Raw genomic sequence first — 16,797 nt, 5'->3', positions numbered from 1 at the left:
GGCTCAATACCGCCACTGCAGCCCGAGGCTGGTGGTACGCACGTCGCGCGTCTCGCCACCGAGCGCGCGGAAGTCGTAGAGGTCCCATCCCACCGTGGCGGAGCCGCGGCGCGAGAAGTCCCAGCTCAGGCCCACGCCATAGGTGATGCCGCCTTCGCCGGCCGATGTGCCGGCCAGGCTCGCGCGCGTGGCCGTGCCCAGGCGGCCATAGAGGCCCAGCGAAGGCCCGATGTCGGTCCTGCCGATCAGGCTGACGTTCGGCGCCTGCGGGCGTCCGAGACGCAGGACGGGCAAGGCGTCCTCGGGGTAGGCCACCTGCAGGCTGAGCGTGCGCGGGGCCTTGGGGCTGGCATACAGCCGCAGCGTGCCGCCGGAGTCCTCGCAGGGGAATGCGACGCTGCCGCAGGGCCCGCGCCATTCGCTCGCCGGTGCCTGCAGCCCCAGGGAGCTGGCACCCGCCCGCCATCGCAGCTCCCCGTTCGCTTGGGCCCAGGCGCCGCCGACGACGCCCAGGCCGGCCACCAACCCCAGGAGAATGCGCTGCGACCGCATGGCGGGCCCCCTCTCGTTGCTGTTTGGAGGACCAATGTGCCTCGGCCGTTGCGCGCCTGCGTGTCAGACGAATCTCACAAGCCCTGTAGGCGCTCCGGCTCAGCCATTAATCGACCTTAGCGCCCGAGGCTTTCACCACTTTTTCGTATTTGGCGAGCTCGCCGTGCATGAAGCGGCCGAACTCCTCGGGAGTGGTCGCCACGGGTTCCGCCATCAGGCCGGCGAAGCGGGCCTTCGCCTCCGGCGAGTTCAGTGCCGCGACGAAGGCCGCGTTCAGTTTCTGGATCACGTCGCGCGGCGTGCCGGCCGGCGCCACCAGACCCCACCAGGTGTCGATCGCGAACCCCATGAGCGTGGCGGCGACGGCCGGCACGCCCGGCAGGTTGGGCGAGGGCTGCAGGGTGGTGACGGCGAGCGCCTTCAGCTTGCCGGAACGGATGTTGGGGGCGGCGGTGGCCAGGTTGTCGAAGTTGAAATCGACCTGCCCGGAGAGCAGCGCGAGCTGCGCCGGGTTGCCGCCGTTGTAGGGGATGTGCACGGCGAAGATGCCGGCGTCGCGCTTGAACATCTCGCCCGCGAGATGGCCCGCGCTGCCGTTGCCGCCGCTGCCGTAATTGAGCTTGCCCGGATTCGCCCTGGCATACGCGATCAGGTCGCGCAGCGTTTCGATCTTCAGGCGGGCGGCCGTGTCGGCGTTCATCACCAGCACGTTCGGCACGCGCACCATCTGCGTGATGGGCGCGAAGTCCTTCGCCGCGTCGTACGGCATCTTCGAGAACAGCCACGGGTTGATCGCGTGCGTCGCCACGGCCGAGATGCCGATGGTGGTGCCGTCCGGCGCCGCCTTGGCGATGGCATCGGCACCGATGTTGCCGCCGCCGCCCGGACGATTCTCGATGATCACGGTGCCCAGGCTGTCCTTGACGCGCTCGGCCAGCACGCGCGCAGTGACGTCGATGGGGCCGCCCGCCGCGTAGGGAACGATCAGGCGGATGGGACGCGCCTGCGCGAGCGCCGCAGGCGTCGCCAGGGCCGCGGAAGCGGCCAGGCTGCAGAGGAGGAGATGTCGGCGTTTCATGGGAGCGCTATTGTGGGGCAAGCGCCCAGCGCGGCCGCAAACGCGAACGGGGCCCGAAGGCCCCGTGTTGCATCACGCGAAGTGAGCAGAAGTTTCAGCGACCGCTGAGCGGCGCGTCCTCGCCGTTGTCGTTGGCGATCATCAGGCCGGCGCCGAGCAGCAGCGCACCCGCCGCCAGCGCCGTGTTGCCGGTGAACGGGCCGATGCCGACCGGAACCTGCGTGGCCGTCGTCGTCGTCGTGACCGTCGTGGTCACCGGCTGGATCGCCGCGCGCAGTTGCTCGCACGTGAGGCTGGACAGCACCGTCACGCCATGGCCCGGGGGCACCGTCACCGTGCAGCCGTTGTTCAGGCGCAGGCTCACCGAGCCCGACGAAGTGGTGATCACGCGCGAGCCGTTCACGATCGGAGCACCCGTGACGACGGCGGTGCCGGTGGTGCCGGTGGTGACGGTCGCCACGCCATTCACGGTGGTCACCGTTCCAATGGTCTGTGCGAACGCAGGCGCCGCTGCGACGGCGGAAAGAACAAGCAGCAGGTTCTTCAGTTTCATTGGAGGGCCTCCGTGAGGTTTGTGATGACGAGGCAGCGACATTACCACCGCGTTCAGACACCGTGTGTGAATGTTTATTGCTGTCTTGACCCTCAACCACCCGCCGACCGAGTGGCGCCGAAGAGGGACTTCCACCAGCCTCTCCCTTTCGGGAGATCCACGTGCGACTGCGGCTGCGGCGACATCTGCGACGGCGGCGGCTGCACTTGCGACGGCAGTGCGTTGTCGAGGATCTTCTGCGGCCGTCCACGCACGAGCAGTTCGGCCTCTTCACGGCCGAGCATCCGCTCCGCGATGTCCCGCGCCTGGGACAGGATCGGCGACCGGCGCCCGGACGAATGCGCATCGCTGGCGATGATGTGCGTCAGGCCGTCATCGAGGAAGCGCTCGCCCCAGTACTTCGCGCGCGGCCCGAACACGCCGGTGAGCGCGCCGGCGGTGACCTGCATCCAGGCGCCCTGGCGCACCAGCGCGGCGAAGGTCTCGTAATGGTGCTCGACCCACGTGAGGCGCTCCGGATGCGTGATCACCGGCACGTAGCCCTCGGCCACCAGCCGGAAGACGGATTCCTCGAAGTGCGGCGGCGCCACGTGGTGCGACGGTTCCAGCAGCAGGTAGCGGGTGTCGTGCAGGCAGGGCACGCGTCCTTCGCGCAGACCGTCGAGCAGCCCGGGGACGAGGTGCACGTCCGCTCCGATCGTGAGCTTCAGCGGGATGCCGGCGTCGTCCAGCGATCGCTGCAGGGCGTCGCGGGCGGTGCGGATGCCCGCGGTGTCGTTCATGTACAGGCCCGGGTAGATGTGCGGCGTGCAGGCGATCGTCTCGACGCCGTCGCCGACGGCCATGCGGGCCATCTCCAGCGACATGTCCAGGCTGCGCGAGCCGTCGTCGATGCCGGGAAGGATGTGGCAATGGAGGTCAATCATGTGGCGCAGGCTCCGGATGCGCGCCGCGCGTTTCGTGGGCTTCCAGCGGGCGCAGGTACACGCCGGCGAGCAGCGACGCGATGATCGCGTTGGCCGGGATGTGCATGTTGAATTCCGCGATCGAGTGCAGCAGGAATCCCAGCAGGCCGATGCCGCAGACGGCGCAGGTCATTTCCTCGCGGCTCAGCTTGTGGTGCCTTCTCGCGCTGCGAACGAGTTCGAAGGCACGCTTGATCAGCAGGTACGCGCACGCCGCCGCGAGCACCGCGCCGAAGATGCCTGCTTCGAACAGCATCTGCAGATAGTCGTTGTGCGTGTAGTCGGCGATGCCGACGAGATTCGACGGCTGGAACCGTGGATACACGGAGTAGTACGTGCCCCAGCCCGCGCCCCAGGGCCACAGCTCCGCCGCTCCCTGCAGGGTGGTGGTCGCCTGGATGGCGCGGAACGGAATGGCGCCCTGCAGCTTCTCGAGGTCGAACCGGGCGAGCATCGCGTCCGCCCCGACGAGCACCACGCCCGCGACGACGGCGATGGCCGGGAGAACGATCCTGGCGCGCCAGGATTTGCGCCGCGACCGTGAACCGAATGCCATCACGAGCATGAACGCGGCGGTTGTCGAAGCCAGCGCCGCGACGGTTCCCGCCCGGGAGCCGGACATCAGGATGCCCACGAGCAGGAACACTCCGCCGGAGGACCAGAGGATCAGCGGTCCCTCCCGCGAAGTCTTGCGCGGTCCCTCGTGCCAATCGCGTCGCCGGGTGAGCCCCTCGTGGGCGAGCAGGATGAACGCGACCAGCGCCATCCCGAGGTAGTTCGCGAAGTGGTTGGGATTCGCGAAAGTCCCGAACGGCCGCCCCACCTTGCCGCCGAAGTACAGGCTCGAGCTTTCGCCGCCACTCGCCTGCAGCAGGCCGAACACGACCTGCACGAACGACGCCGCGACGAACACGATCAAGACCTTGCGCAATTGCGCCGCACTCATCCGCGAGCCCGCAAGGGCGGCTGCGATCAGCAGGGTGCCTGACAGGAGCGACACCAGCGTCGCGTCAGGAGCGAGCGAGAGGGGCTGCCACTCCATCGCGGGGATGCCCGCGTTGGCCAGCAGCTCGGAGTACATGGCCCGTACCGACCCCGCACCGGAGAACGACGGCGGTATCGGCAGCAGGTAGACCAGCGCCAGCCAGGCGGGACTGAGCAGGACGAAAGCAAGAACCCACTGCCTGCGCGATCGCTCCGGACGGTGCGTGCCCGACGTGAGGACCATCGCGATGAACGCGATCGCCGCGGCTTCCAGGAGCACGAGGGCGACATGGCGATTGCCCCCGCGCATGAGGGGGGAAGCGATCAGCAGGCACAGGAACGCACCCAACGCGGCCGGGCTGACGCCGGCGCGCGGATCGATACCGGTCGTGCCCAGCGACAACCACTCCCGCTTCGTGACGGCTCGCTGCATCTAGTCCTCCACGCGGGTGATCTTGAGCGCATCGAGTTCGACGTGGCCCCTGATGCCGGCAGCGGCCTCGTACTTCTGTGCGGGCTCCAACTGCAGACTGGCGATCGGCCCGCAGTCCGCGGGCACCTTGAAGTCCATTTCGAACGTCCGCCAGATGCCGCCGCTGTCCTGTATCGGGCTTCCCTTCGCCAGCAGGCTGGACCCGTTCGACGTGCAGTACACGACCCAGTTCAATCCGCCTTCGGAACGGAATTTGGACGCCATGTACTCGCCCTCGAGACGATACGCGCCGCCCGGCGCGAAGATCAGCTGGCGCAAGATGGGCAAGGCAAACCGCCGCCCCGTGAATTCGAGTTCGAGCACCAGACCGCGCTTGGCCCCGGGCTGCTGCTCCACGACCACGCCGGCGCGGCTGCGCGTGACGGAAGTGAACTCCCAGTCGAAGCCTTCCGGCACGAAAGCGTTGTCGAAGGAGCCGTTGTAGAGCAGCGGGACCTGGCGCTTGTGCAGCGTGAGCCACAGCCCGTACGCGTCGAGCAACTGACCCCTGGCCCTGAGCTGCTGCATGTAGGCGCGGCGTGTCGAAGGAGGCAGCGCATCCTGTTTCGCCGCTTCCACCACCAGCGGAAGCACGTCACCGGGCGGCAGCTTCAGTGCGCTGAAGCTGTCCAGGACACGTGGAAACCAACGCTTCGAATCCTTGATGTGCCCCTGCAGCAGCTCGCGGCCTTCGGGTGTCGATGCAAGCTGTGCGAGCGCGCCCGCCGCGTCCCTGGAGCCCCTGTACTCAAGCAGTTGGACGAGCAGAGAGATCGCTTCCTCGAGTTCGCCGCGGTCGAGGGCGGCGGCGGCGCGCCAGCGAAGGACGGTCGCATTGTTCGGAGCCACGGCCGTCGCCCCGCGAAGGACGGCCTCCTTCTCGGCATCTGCCGTGACGGGGAGCAGGAGCGTCCAGGCCCAGGAATCGCCGGGATTGCGGTGGATCCGGTCGCGCAGCTCCGATCGCAGGTCTCCAGGATCCGGCGAGGTCTCCGGGCAGATCGGGAGGTACGGCGTGTCCTTCACCGTGCAGGAATACTCGAGGTGGGCACGGGCGGCCACCCATAGCAAGGTGGCGCTCAGAACCGTGACCGCCACTGCGAACAGCCAGCGGCTCAAAGGCAGGCGCCTCGTTCCCGCCGCTTCGAATTCCATCGCGGTCACTGTCATTCCGCCACTCCGCTAAGCCGGGTCAGTCTCACATTTCCCCCGCGCGATGCGAATTCCGCGCGCAGGAGCAGCTTCTCGCCGAGCGATCCGATCGTGGACTCGCCCACCTGCAGGCGCAGTTGCCCCACGACGACGAGGACATCATCACTCGTTTCGCTCCTGAATTCCACTTGGGACAGCTTCACGGCCCGGGTGCCCCTGACGATGCGCTGGTACTGGCGAGAGAGCGCCTGCGCGGCGGGAGCCTGCTTCGCGACCGGGTCCAGGAGGTTCAACACCTGCTCCGCGTTTCCGCTTTCCAGGTCCTGCAATAGTTGCGTGATCAATGGCTGGGCGTCATCGAGCGTCGGCGCTTTCCACGGCCGGATCGCGACGGTGGAGATCGCGCCGCCGCTTCCGGCGCCGTACCCCGCGAGCGGGGCGGGCGCCGGCGCACCGGCAGCCGCAGGAGCGGCCGCGGGCGCTGGAGCAGGCGCGGCCGCAGCCGCAGGGAGCGCGGAAGGTGCCGGTGCAGACGGCGGCACGTTGAGGGCGGGGAGCGGCACGGCGACAGGCGCCGGCGTCGCGGCGAGTTCGTCGCGGGGGCGTGCCCTGCCCACCGGCGGTTCCGGTGGAACGATCGTGCGGGCATTGCCTTGCCCTTGCGCCGCGCGTCCCGGCTGGATGGGGAGCGGGGCTGGGGGCACCGGCGCCGCAAGGGCAGCGTCGGCCCCGGAGCGCGACGGGGCCGGCTGTGAAGCAGGACCGGGCTCCGGCGGGACCGCATGCTCCGCGGCGGCGTGCTGGCGCGCGGGCGCATCGCTGTAGCTCGCCGGGAAGGCCGGCGCCGGCTTCTTGCCGGGGGACGGTGCGGTCTCCGGCTTCTGCACGAGCCGGACGGGCGCCGGATGCGGCAGCAGCAGGCCGAGCGCGAGCAGCGAGACCAGGACCACGAAAGCCCATGCCGCTCTTTTGGCGGTGCGACCGCGCGAGGACAGCCTGGCGCCTTTCGGCACCGGGACGGCGCGCCTCGCTTCCTTCACGGGACCGTGCTGCGGTCCGCTGGCGACCTGGTCGTCGTATTCGCGGCGCCGCACCGGCGAGGACAGGACCTCGTACGCGCGATTGACGCGCACCGCGGAATCGTCCGGCCAGTTCGCGCGCAGCGTGCCGGCGAAGTCCGGGTGGACGAGCCGCATCAACAACCTGTAGCGTTCCTTCAGTTCGGGCAGGTCGGCGCTGCGCGAAACCCCGAGCAGCGCATAGGGATCCGCGCCGGGATAGAGCAGGGCGGCTCCGATGAAGAACGCCGCGGCATCGCGCAACTCCTCGGTGCGATGCCCGTCCACCGCGGCCATGCGTCCGGTCGCGATCTGGAGCACCTCGCGGACGGCGTTGAACAGCTCCTCGGGCTGCCCCGAACCCAGCCGGTAGTTGCCGGGTGCGCGGAAGTAATCGAGCAGGGCTGACTGCACCCGGCCGGGAGAAGGGCTCATCGCCGTTGCAGCCGGGCCCATGGCATGCCTAGCGGCTATTGCGCACGGGGCAACGCGGTGGCCACCGTTTCGTCCGCGGACCGGTAGCCGTAGTACGACTCGTAGTCGTACGCCATGGCCTGGCTCACGGCCTGCGTCAGCACCGCGCCCCGCGGCACGAGGCCCGCCTGGCGCAAGCGCCGCAGCGCGTTCTTGATCTGCGCCTTGCGCGTGCTGCTGGCCTGGACGACGAACAGGACGTTCTGCAGCTGGTTGCCGAGCACGACGGAGTCCGCCAGTCCGAGCATCGGCGGTGCATCGACGATCACGTAGTCGATGCCGAGCGCCGCGGTGATGTTGAGCAGCAGCAGCAGCTTGGGGCCGGTGAGGAGGTCCACCGGGTTCGGAGGGATCGGTCCGGCGGTGAGCACCGAGAGGTTGGGGATGCTCGTGGCGGTGATCATCTTGTCGCCCCGGTTGTCGCTGGACAGCAGGTTGGACAGGCCGAAGTCGTTGGGGATTCCGAGCAGCTTGTGGACCGTCGGGTTGCGCATGTCCGCGTCGATCAGCAGCACCCGCTGTCCCATCTGGGCAAAATTGATGGCCAGCGCGAGCGAGGTCGTGCTCTTGCCTTCGTTGCGCGTCGTGCTGGTGACGACCAGGCGCTTGGGTGCGCCGTCCGCCGTCGAAAACTGGAGCGCGGTGCGGACGGAGCGATAGGCTTCGGCGATGGCCGAGCGTGGATCGTCGTGCACCTCCAGCGCGATCGGCTTGCTGCTGGAGCGCTTCGCGCGGATCTTGGGGATCACGCCCATGAGCGGCACGCCGAGGACGCGCTCCACTTCGTCGGGGAACTTGATCGAATCGTCCATGACCTCCAGGGCCACGACGACGGCCACTCCGAGCAGGAGACCCGCGACGAGGCCGACGAGGAGGTTGTTGAGCAGGCGGGGCTTGTACGGAAAAAGGGACGGCTCCGCCGAGTCCACGACCGAAATGTTGTTGCTGCTGATGTTGGCGGAAATGCCGACTTCCTTGAAGCGCTGCAGCAGGTTGTCGTACAGCTGCCGGTTCGTGTCGACCTCGCGCTTGAGCAGGTTCAGGTCGATGCTTTGCTCCTGCGTGGTCATCAGCTTCTTCCGGACCTGCTCCAGCTTGTCCCGCATCTGGGCTTCCTGCGCGGCCGCTGCGTCGAACTGGGCTTTCAGGTTGATGCCGGTGGCGCCGATCTCCCCCTGGATCTGGGCTTCGATCTCGGCGAGCTGCGCCTTCAGCTGCTGCATCTTCGGGAACTCGGGCTTGAAGATCCGCAGGTTCTCCTGGTACTCCATGTTCAACTTGGCGCGCCGCTCCTTGAAGGAGCCGATCGTCTTGTTGTCGAAGACTGCCGGCGCACCTTCCGGATTCCGCAGCATCTCCGCGAGCACGGCCCTCGCCTTGATGGTCTCCTGCTCCGACTTCGCCAGGGCCGTCGCATAGTCCACGTACGTCTGGTTCACGGCGCTGGTCTTCTCGTCCAGCGTGACGATCTGGTTCGACTGGGCGTAGGCGTTCAGGCGGCGCTCGGATTCCTCGAGCTTGGCCTTGACCTGCCGGATCTGGTCTTCCAGGAAGCTCTTGGCGTAGGAAGTCGCTTCGAGCCGCCTTTCCATGGCCATGGCGATGTACGACTGCACCGTGGTGTTGGCGATGCGCGCGGCGAGCGCCGGATTCGTGTTCTCCACGTGCAGCCTGACGAGCCGGGAACTGCGGACCGGCTCGACCGTCAGGGAGTTCAGGAATTCGCTGATGATGGCCTCGCGACCCAGCACCTCGCTGCTGCGCGAGCTGGGGCTGGTCATCTTCCGGTAACCCGCGATCAGCCGGTCAACGTAATCCCCCAGCGGTTCGGCGCCCGCTTGCGGGTCGTCCTCGCCGGGCGCCTGCGCTGACTCGCCGGCCGCGGGCGCCGACTCGACCGCCAGGTTCGCCTGGTTGCGGCCGGAGGACCGGTCCAGGCGCAATTCATCCACGACCCGCTCGGCGAGGGAGCGGCTCTTGAGGAGTTCCTGCTGGGTCCGCATCGACACGGAGTCGTCGCCACCCAGACGCTCCTGCTCCGGGTCATTCTCGAAACGCACGACGCGTGGAGTGGCGCGGTCGATCTGCAGGATCACGGTCGAACGGTAGATGGGCGTGCTGAGGAACGTCCTGACCGTCGAGGCCGCGAGCGCGAGGCCGACCATCAGCAGCAAGGTCCACTTGTGCTTGAGGATGATCCGCCCGAGGTCCTTCAGGGTCAGGCCGTCCTCGACGGAGGGCTCCTCTTCGGGCCGCCCGTAGCCGGCCTGCAGCTGGTACGGCTCTCGAAGGGCGACCTCCGTGGCAGCCGGATTCGCAAGGGCGGGGGGGTCGTTTCGGATGATCTCGGATGCGGACATTGGGCTGCTCTGAAAGTTGGACTAGTCAGCCGCGCAGCGCGCGGAGCGCGAAATTAGCGCGAGAACACGGAGAACGGGTTGAAGAAATCGAAGACGTCCCGCAGCACCGAGTCCTTCAGCATCGCGCGCGTGGGGTTGCGCTGCACGACGATCAGGTCGTTGCCGCGAAGCTCGGGATCCTCGCTCTGGCCCGCGCGGATCTTCTCGATGTCGAAGGTGGCGATCTGGCGTTCCCCCTTCTCCATGCGGAACACCTTCACTTCGGATCGGTTCGCGATGTTCCCGAAGCCACCCGCCAGCGCCAGCGCGCGCAGCAAGGTCATCTGGCCGATGATGGGAAAGATGCCGGGCTTCGCGACGGCGCCATCGACAGTGATGCGCTCGGTGGTGTATTCGCGGATGAAGAGGGAGACCTGCGGCTCCTGCAGGTATTTTTCACCGTACAGCGCCGCGATGTGCGTCTCGGCTTCCTGCTGCGTGAGTCCGGCGACGGCGACGCCGCCGATCAGGGGCATCGTGATCGTGCCGACCGCGTTGACCCGCACCGTCCGCCTGCCGTTGTCGAGATTGAGGACCTCGATGTCGAGCAGGTCGTTGCTCCCGATCCGGTATTCCTTGCCCGGGTTGAACACGGCCGTGCCCTGGGCCGTGTTGGGGTCCGGCACCACCGGCGCAGGCGGGATGCCGGGGGATGTCGTCTCGATCGCGGGTGCCGAGCGGAAGGGAGTGGACCGCATGTCCCCGCTTGCGCCCACGTTTCCCTGGACATTGGTCTGGGCAATGCTCGCTGATGCAATCAGCAGCGCCGCCAGGGAAAAAGCGAATCGGTTCATCATGGCCACCCCCCGAATAAAGTCGCCCGAGTCAGCATCGACCTGGCGACCGAAGGGTCGCTAGGATGAATGCTTGTCGGCCTCCGTTGTGAAAGAGTCGGCAAAAAACTCTTCTGGCGGCAAACCGCAAACCGCGCTGTACTCGTTCCGCGCCGAGTCTACGACGATAGGCGCTCCGCAGGCGTACACCTGATAGGTGGAGAGGTCAGGGTAATCCTCCATCACGGCGCGATGCACGAAACCTGTTCTTCCTGTCCAGTTGTCTTCGGGCAGCGCATTCGAGACAACAGGCACATAACGCAGGTTGGGTAACTCGACAGTTCGCTCCTTCATCCACGCGTCCATATATAGATCCGCGGGACGCCTGCCACCCCAGTAAAGCGTCGCGGGCCGGTGGATGCCCTTCATCTGCATGTGCTCGACCAGCGCCTTGATCGGCGCGAAGCCGGTGCCCGACGCCAGCAGGACCATCGGCTTGTCCGAATCCTCGCGCAGGAAGAAACTGCCGAACGGGCCTTCCACGCGCAGGATCTCCTTCTCCTTCATCGCGGTGAAGACGTGGTCGGTGAACTTGCCGCCGGGCATGTGCCGGATGTGCAGTTCGACGCCGGGGCCGTTGTGCGGGGCGTTGGCCATCGAGTAGCTGCGCCGCGCGCCGTCGCGCAGGATGAATTCGATGTATTGGCCGGCGTGGTAGCGCAGGGTGTCGTTCGCCGGAAGTTGCAGCTTCACGACCATGACGTCGTGCGACACTTTTTCGAGTGTCGTGACGCGCGCGGGCATCTTGCGAACGGGGAAGGCGCTTTCGTCCGTGACCTGGCGCGACTCGAGCACCACGTCCGTCTGCGGCACGGCGCAGCAGGTGAGGATGAGTCCCTTCGCTTCTTCTTCCGCGGAGAGCGCCTTGGTCTGGTGCGGGCCGTGCACGACCGTGCCTTCGAGCTTCTTGCACTTGCAGGATCCGCAGGCGCCGTCCTTGCAGCCGTAGGGCATGCCCACGCCCTGGCGGATGGCGGCCGCGAGGATCGCCTCGCCTCCCTCCACGCTGAACGCACGGCCACTGGGCTGCACGGTGATCTGGAAGGGGCCGGCCGCTGCGGTGGCTTCTGTCATGCTTTCGGTATCCTCGGGCTTTGTTCGGTCTGTCCCGCCCGATTTTGCCTTCAAACCAGCACCCCCTCGGCGCCTTGCCCAGCCGTTTCCGGCGCACGCGGGTCCTCATCGTCGGCTGTGGCGACGTCGGCTTGCGGGTGGCGCGGGCGCTGCCGCCGGCCGTGCGCGTGCTCGCCCTCACGTCGACGCCGTCCCGCGCCTCCCTCCTGCGAGCGCGCGGCATCACGCCGCTGCCCGGCAACCTCGACGACCCCCGCACGCTCGCCCGCCTGGCCGGCCTGGCGGACCACGTGATCCACCTGGCCCCGCCCGCGTCCGAAGCGCAGGACCAGTGGTGGCGCGATCGCCGCACGCAGGCGCTGCTGCAGTCGCAGCGCCTGCGCACGGCGCCGCGCTCGTTCGTCTACGCCTCCACGTCCGGCGTGTACGGCGATTGCGGCGGCGACCGCGCGGTGGAGGCTCGCGCGGTCGCGCCTCGCACGCCGCGCGCGCAGCGGCGCGCCGATGCCGAGCGGCAGGTGCGTTTCTTCGCGCGCGCCACCGGCGCCCGCGCCAGCATCCTGCGCGTGCCGGGCATCTATGCGCCGGACCGCGAAGGCGGCACGCCGCGCGACCGCCTGCTGAAGGGCACGCCGGTGCTCGCCGCCGGGGACGACGTGTACACGAACCACATCCACGCCGACGACCTGGCCCGCACGGTGGTCGCCGCGCTGTGGCGCGGACGGCCCCTTCGCACGTACAACGCCAACGACGACACCGAGCTGAAGATGGGCGACTACTTCGACTTCGCGGCGGACCTGTACGGGCTGCCGCGGCCACCGCGCGTGGCGCGCAGCACCGCGCAGGAACAGCTCCCGCTGGTGCTCCTGAGTTTCATGGGCGAGTCGCGGCGGCTGGACAACGGCCGCATGAAACGCGAGCTGCGCGTGCGCCTGAGCCACCCCACGGTGGCAAGCGGCCTGCGCGGATAGGGACCTACTGCGTCAGGCTGGCCGCCGGCGAGCCCGCCTGCCGAAGTTCGTTGCAGCGCGTGGCCAGCGCGTTGTGCAGCTGCATGTGCCGCTGGGCGATCTCGTCGCCGGGAATGGGAGAGGGCACGTGGGCGACCAGGCGCTCCGTGCAGTTCTCCCGCCGCAGGTCCGGGCCCATCGCCGCCAGCCAGCGCTCCAGGCGCAGCAGGCTGCTGTCCTGCGCGCGCGCCTTGTAGCGTTCCAGTTCCGCCTGCACGTGCAGCCAGCGCTGCGCGGACGGATCGTTCGCGAGCGCGGGGCTGCCCAGCGCGAGCAGCGGCCTGGCCTGCTGCACCAGGACCTCCAGGCGCGCCGCGCTGCGCCCGAGCGAGACCTGCGGCGCGCCCGGCTCCGCCGCGCCCATCGCCTGCGCCAGCGCGAAGGGCTCGCCCTGCCACCAGGCGAACTCGGTCACGCGGGCTTCGTTGATCGGCAGCCGCTTCCATTCGTCCTGGATGCCGGCGAGGCGGCGCAGCACTTCGGCGTCGAGCGTGGCGACGAGGCGCTCGCCCAGCCAGGCGCCGCCGCATTGCTTCAGCACGGCCTGCAGGGCGAGCACCTGGTCGCGCTGCTGCCTGAACACGTTCGGATCCAGCGGCGCCTGCGGATCCTCGGGCAGGCCTGCCTTGAGCGTGCGGAAGGCACGCTGGTAGATCAGTTCGGAGACCCGCGCGTCGACGACCCGCGCGACGACGGGCTGCGCCTGCGGCGGGAACACCGGCACGATTTCCGCGATCGCGCGGGCGCGTTCCTCGGCGAGTGCGCGCGCTTCCTGCGCGACCTTCGCGAGCGAGGTGTTCTCGCGGTTGTTCTTCGCCGGAGGCCGCGGCGCCTCGTCGGACATGAAGGACGTCTTCAGCAGCGCGCCGAGGCCCTGGCGCATGGCGGCGCGCTGCGCCGACAGGCCGAAGCGCTGCTCCGCGTCGATCCAGACCACGCCGGGTTCGCCGCGATTGCGGAACACCTCCTCGAACTGGCGGCGGAATTCGGCGAACGCGCTGCCCGACTGGTTGTGCAGCTGCTGCACCACCTCCGGACCGAGCAGGCGCGTGTGCTCGATGCGCTTCATCACGTCCTCGTAGGCCGGCCCGAGCTGCAGCTTGGCCTGGCCCATCCAGTCGTTGCGTCCCTTGGCCAGCATCTTGTGCTGGTCCTCCAGCAAAGCGTACACGGCCCGGTAGCGCTCCAGCGTGCGATCGAAGGTGGCATGCCTCACCGGGCCGTCGAACAGCCCATGGCTGCGTTCCACGTACCCCTGCTCCAGCGCGAACAGGTCGTTCGTGTTGAGCAGGCGGGTGTGCAGCGAGCTCATCGCCTTGCCCAGCGAGCAGCGCGCGGCCCACTGCAGCCGCGACTGCATCAGCGCCGGCTGGATGTTCACTTCCTCGTTCGCCTGGAACATGCGCACGCTGCCCGCCAGCGCGCCCGGCAGTTCCTTCTGCAGCGTGTACGCGACCAGCTGGCGCAGCTGCTCGGGATTGCCGCCGCCGCTGTACTGCAGGGAGAAGAAGGATTGGACGGCGCGATCGAGGCGCTCGACTTCGAGCACGTACTCCTTCACGGCGACGAACTCCGGCAGGTCTTCCGCCGCGGCGGTCAGCCGCCGCTCCACCGCTTGCGGCACGGGCGACTGGCATTCCATTCCCGCCTGCAGGTCGCCGGTGCCGCGCACCAGGGCCACGCCCGTGAGCTGGCTGGCGCGCGCATACAGCTCGCGGCGCACCGTCTCGACCACGATGTCGTTGAACTCGCGTTCCAGCCGCGCCTGCAACTGCTCCTCCAGCTTGTCGAAGCTGCGCCAGGAGCCCGGGATGAACACCGTCCAGGCGGCGTCCTCCTGCAGCCGCCCGGTGGCGGAGAGCAGGGCCAGCGCCTTGCGGCGATACCACTCCGGATCGACCGCCTCGCGGTGGTGGGCGCGGGCGCGGAACTGCGCGTCCGCATTCAGCTGCATCAGCGTGCGGGTGAGGTCCTGGCGCCAGGCATCGAGCTGCCAGGCGCCGATGGCGATGCCCACGGCCCATCCCGCGAGCAGGACCCAGAGGGCGTAAACGGCGCGCTGTGCCCAGCCGGCCGCCATCCATGCGCGAAGAGCGGGTGCGAGCTTCATTGCGGGCCTGCCATGGGAGCCGCGGGCTGAAGCAGTTCACGCACCGGCCAGGTCTGCCAGAGCCACAGCGCTTCGGAGACCAGCAGCAGGAGGAGAGCGGCCGCGGCGAGCTGCAGCCACGGCTTCCAGCGCGCAGGCTTCTCCCGCGCCTGCGTGGACCCTGGTGTTTCCGCCGTCATCACGACCCCCTCCGTCTGGTGGTCTGCCAAGACTAAGGACTGTGGCGCGCGTTCCTGTCAGGTTTTCCCCGGAGGCCGTGTCGGACAGCGCTGGCAAATGTTCAGATGCCGGGGGGACGCGTCATCGTGTTCATGCGGTCGACCGGCTTGACCGTCACCTGCCGGATTTCCGAGCCCTTGAGGACCGTGAGCTGCACTTCCCCTTCCGGGTCGCCGCGCGCCCAGAGCTTCTTGTAGAACGCTTCGAGCGTGGCCACCTTTTCCCCGTCGATCGCCAGCACGATGTCGCCCTCGCCCAGTCCCGCGTGCCACGCCGGGCCTTCGCGGCTGACGCGGACGATCTGCACGCGCCCGCCCTGTTCGGTGGAGCTCAGTCCCAGCCAGGGGCGGTGGCCCGCGCGGGTACTGCCGGTCTCCTGCATCTCGGCGAGCACCGGCTTCAGCAGGTCCACCGGCACCCACATGTTGCCGGGGATGCCCTGCTTGTCGCCCGTGGTGTCGCCGACGAACAGGCTGCCGATCCCCAGGAGCTGGCCGCGCGCGTCGAAGAGGGCGGCGCCACTGTGGTTGCGCAGCGGCGGGCTGGTGAACAGGGCGCTTTCGATGTGGTATTCCCAGTAGCCGGAAAACGGCCGGGTGCTCAGGAGCCTGGTGAGGCCCATGCCGCCTTGTTCGCCGCCGGTGGCCGCGAGCAGGGCCGACTGGGCCGGAGTTTCCGCGGCGCTGCCCAGCGCCACGGGCTGGATGCCGCGGAGCGGCAGCAGCGGCCGCAGCAGGCCGAAGCCCGTCGCGAGGTCGTAGGCCACGGGCCGGGCGGGGATCACGCGGTTGTCGTGCGTCGTGATCTGGATGGCGTCCGCCTCCAGCATCAGGTAGCCGATGGTGAGGATCAGCCCGTCGCTGCCGATCACGACGCCGGAGCCGCTGCGTTCGCGCCCCAGCGTTTCGGCCGAACGCGCGCCTTCGGCCGCCGTGACTTCCACCCCCACAACCGCCTGCATCGCCCGCGTGAGCGCATCGATGCCCGCCTGCTGCGTGGCGGTGGGTGTCGCCCCTTGCACCGCGGCACACCAGACACAGAACGCGAAGGCGGCGAGCCGCCGGCACCGGGCGAGCAGGGACATGGCCGTACCCCAGGAGTTGGCGATCAAGAATGCTTCAAAAGCACCCCCCATGCAAGGCTGGGCCATTCGGCGGAAAAAGCATGAAGATTCGAAAAGGAGGTCGATCTTTTGCATAATCCGCCGCATCCAGTTGAGAGGAGGATCCGTGGCGACCTACCAGGAACTCAGGGAACAGGCGGAAAAACTGCTGGCCGAGGCCGAGCGGATCCGCGAGCATGAAATCGCGGACGCGATCGCGGACATCAAGAGGAAGATCGAGATCTACGGGCTGACGGCGTACGACCTCGGCTTCGAGCGAGGCGGCCCGGGGACGGCGCGCCGCAGCATCGGCAAGGCCGCGGCCCCCGTCGTCAAGTACCGCGGACCCAACGGCGAAACGTGGTCCGGCGGCCGCGGCCGCAAGCCGCAATGGGTGACGCAGGTCCTGAAGGAAGGCCGCGACCTCGAGGAATTCGCCGTCAAGAACGGCCGCTGAGTTCCCGGTTCAGGAGGGCCGGGCGCTGGCGGCCTGCTCCTGTTCCGTCCTGCCGCCGGCCAGCGAGGCCACGAAGCGGTAATAGAAGTGGTAGGCGGCGAAGCAGCCTGCCAGCACGCCGAGCAGCAGTTCCCCTTGCGTGGGGAACAGCACTGCGGGAATCACCGGCAACACCGCGCAGATCCACATCAGCACCGACACGGCCGCATTGCGCAGGTTGGGGGCGAGCCGCGGCAGGCGCGGGTGCACCACGTTGGTCGCGATCAGGCTGTGGAGGTGGAAGCGATCGGGATCGCCGGGCGAAC

Annotated in this window: 15 protein-coding genes and 1 pseudogene; 2 read left to right on the top strand and 14 right to left on the bottom strand. The window is 68.5% G+C overall.

Annotated features, from left to right (window positions below; genetic code table 11):
- Positions 1–3: 3 nt before the first annotated feature.
- From VF522_RS03205 to VF522_RS03160, 10 genes are all read right to left on the bottom strand, one after another.
- Positions 4–552, bottom strand: coding sequence for a hypothetical protein (locus VF522_RS03205; RefSeq protein WP_330906775.1), 549 nt, complete (start codon positions 550–552; stop codon positions 4–6).
- A gap of 106 nt (positions 553–658) precedes the next feature.
- Positions 659–1,630 (bottom strand): tripartite tricarboxylate transporter substrate binding protein, encoded by a 972-nt coding sequence (locus VF522_RS03200; protein WP_330906774.1) that lies wholly within the window; start codon positions 1,628–1,630, stop codon positions 659–661.
- Between the two features lie 94 nt (positions 1,631–1,724).
- Positions 1,725–2,183: a hypothetical protein gene (locus VF522_RS03195; protein WP_330906773.1), complete on the bottom strand. Its 459-nt coding sequence runs from the start codon at positions 2,181–2,183 to the stop codon at positions 1,725–1,727.
- Between the two features lie 92 nt (positions 2,184–2,275).
- Positions 2,276–3,109 (bottom strand): tyrosine-protein phosphatase, encoded by an 834-nt coding sequence (locus VF522_RS03190; protein ID WP_330906772.1) that lies wholly within the window; start codon positions 3,107–3,109, stop codon positions 2,276–2,278.
- Positions 3,102–4,565, bottom strand: coding sequence for an O-antigen ligase family protein (locus tag VF522_RS03185; RefSeq protein WP_330906771.1), 1,464 nt, complete (start codon positions 4,563–4,565; stop codon positions 3,102–3,104). Before VF522_RS03185 ends, VF522_RS03190 begins: the two co-directional genes overlap by 8 nt.
- Positions 4,566–5,759: a tetratricopeptide repeat protein gene (locus tag VF522_RS03180; protein WP_330906770.1), complete on the bottom strand. Its 1,194-nt coding sequence runs from the start codon at positions 5,757–5,759 to the stop codon at positions 4,566–4,568.
- 11 nt (positions 5,760–5,770) lie between these two features.
- Positions 5,771–7,249 carry a J domain-containing protein gene (locus VF522_RS03175; protein WP_330906769.1) on the bottom strand — a complete coding sequence of 493 codons (1,479 nt, stop codon included), beginning with the start codon at positions 7,247–7,249 and terminating at the stop codon, positions 5,771–5,773.
- A gap of 35 nt (positions 7,250–7,284) precedes the next feature.
- Complete coding sequence (locus VF522_RS03170) at positions 7,285–9,648, bottom strand: polysaccharide biosynthesis tyrosine autokinase (RefSeq protein ID WP_330906768.1); 2,364 nt, start codon at positions 9,646–9,648, stop codon at positions 7,285–7,287.
- 53 nt (positions 9,649–9,701) lie between these two features.
- A complete protein-coding gene (locus VF522_RS03165) occupies positions 9,702–10,385 on the bottom strand; it encodes a polysaccharide biosynthesis/export family protein (protein WP_330906767.1) in 684 nt (227 codons plus the stop codon).
- Positions 10,386–10,541: 156 nt separating this feature from the next.
- Entirely contained in the window at positions 10,542–11,594 is a 1,053-nt protein-coding gene (locus VF522_RS03160) for a CDP-6-deoxy-delta-3,4-glucoseen reductase (RefSeq protein ID WP_330906766.1), read from the bottom strand.
- Between the two features lie 44 nt (positions 11,595–11,638).
- On the opposite strand from VF522_RS03160, the gene VF522_RS03155 reads away from it, so the two are divergent.
- A complete protein-coding gene (locus VF522_RS03155) occupies positions 11,639–12,565 on the top strand; it encodes an NAD-dependent epimerase/dehydratase family protein (protein ID WP_330906765.1) in 927 nt (308 codons plus the stop codon).
- A 4-nt stretch (positions 12,566–12,569) separates the two neighbouring features.
- Here VF522_RS03155 and VF522_RS03150 read toward each other — a convergent pair whose 3' ends face one another.
- The 3 genes from VF522_RS03150 to VF522_RS03140 form a co-directional block, all read right to left on the bottom strand.
- Positions 12,570–14,714 (bottom strand): hypothetical protein, encoded by a 2,145-nt coding sequence (locus tag VF522_RS03150; RefSeq protein ID WP_330906764.1) that lies wholly within the window; start codon positions 14,712–14,714, stop codon positions 12,570–12,572.
- Positions 14,711–14,923, bottom strand: a complete 213-nt coding sequence (locus VF522_RS03145) for a hypothetical protein (protein WP_330906763.1) — start codon at positions 14,921–14,923, stop codon at positions 14,711–14,713. The genes VF522_RS03150 and VF522_RS03145 overlap by 4 nt, the downstream gene beginning before the upstream one ends.
- Before the next feature lie 71 nt (positions 14,924–14,994).
- Positions 14,995–16,017: a S1C family serine protease gene (locus VF522_RS03140; RefSeq protein WP_330906762.1), complete on the bottom strand. Its 1,023-nt coding sequence runs from the start codon at positions 16,015–16,017 to the stop codon at positions 14,995–14,997.
- A gap of 145 nt (positions 16,018–16,162) precedes the next feature.
- Here VF522_RS03140 and VF522_RS03135 point away from each other — a divergent pair, with 145 nt between their 5' ends.
- Positions 16,163–16,492 (top strand): H-NS histone family protein, encoded by a 330-nt coding sequence (locus tag VF522_RS03135; RefSeq protein WP_330906761.1) that lies wholly within the window; start codon positions 16,163–16,165, stop codon positions 16,490–16,492.
- Between the two features lie 9 nt (positions 16,493–16,501).
- Here VF522_RS03135 and VF522_RS03130 read toward each other — a convergent pair.
- Positions 16,502–16,797, bottom strand: a pseudogene (locus VF522_RS03130) (glycosyl transferase); the annotation flags it as partial.

The organism is Ramlibacter sp. (assembly GCF_036383835.1).
In the GTDB taxonomy this organism is placed as follows: Bacteria; Pseudomonadota; Gammaproteobacteria; order Burkholderiales; family Burkholderiaceae_C; genus Ramlibacter.
The sequence above is the reverse complement of the archived record's forward strand: the minus strand, read 5'-3'. Positions and strand labels throughout refer to the sequence as shown.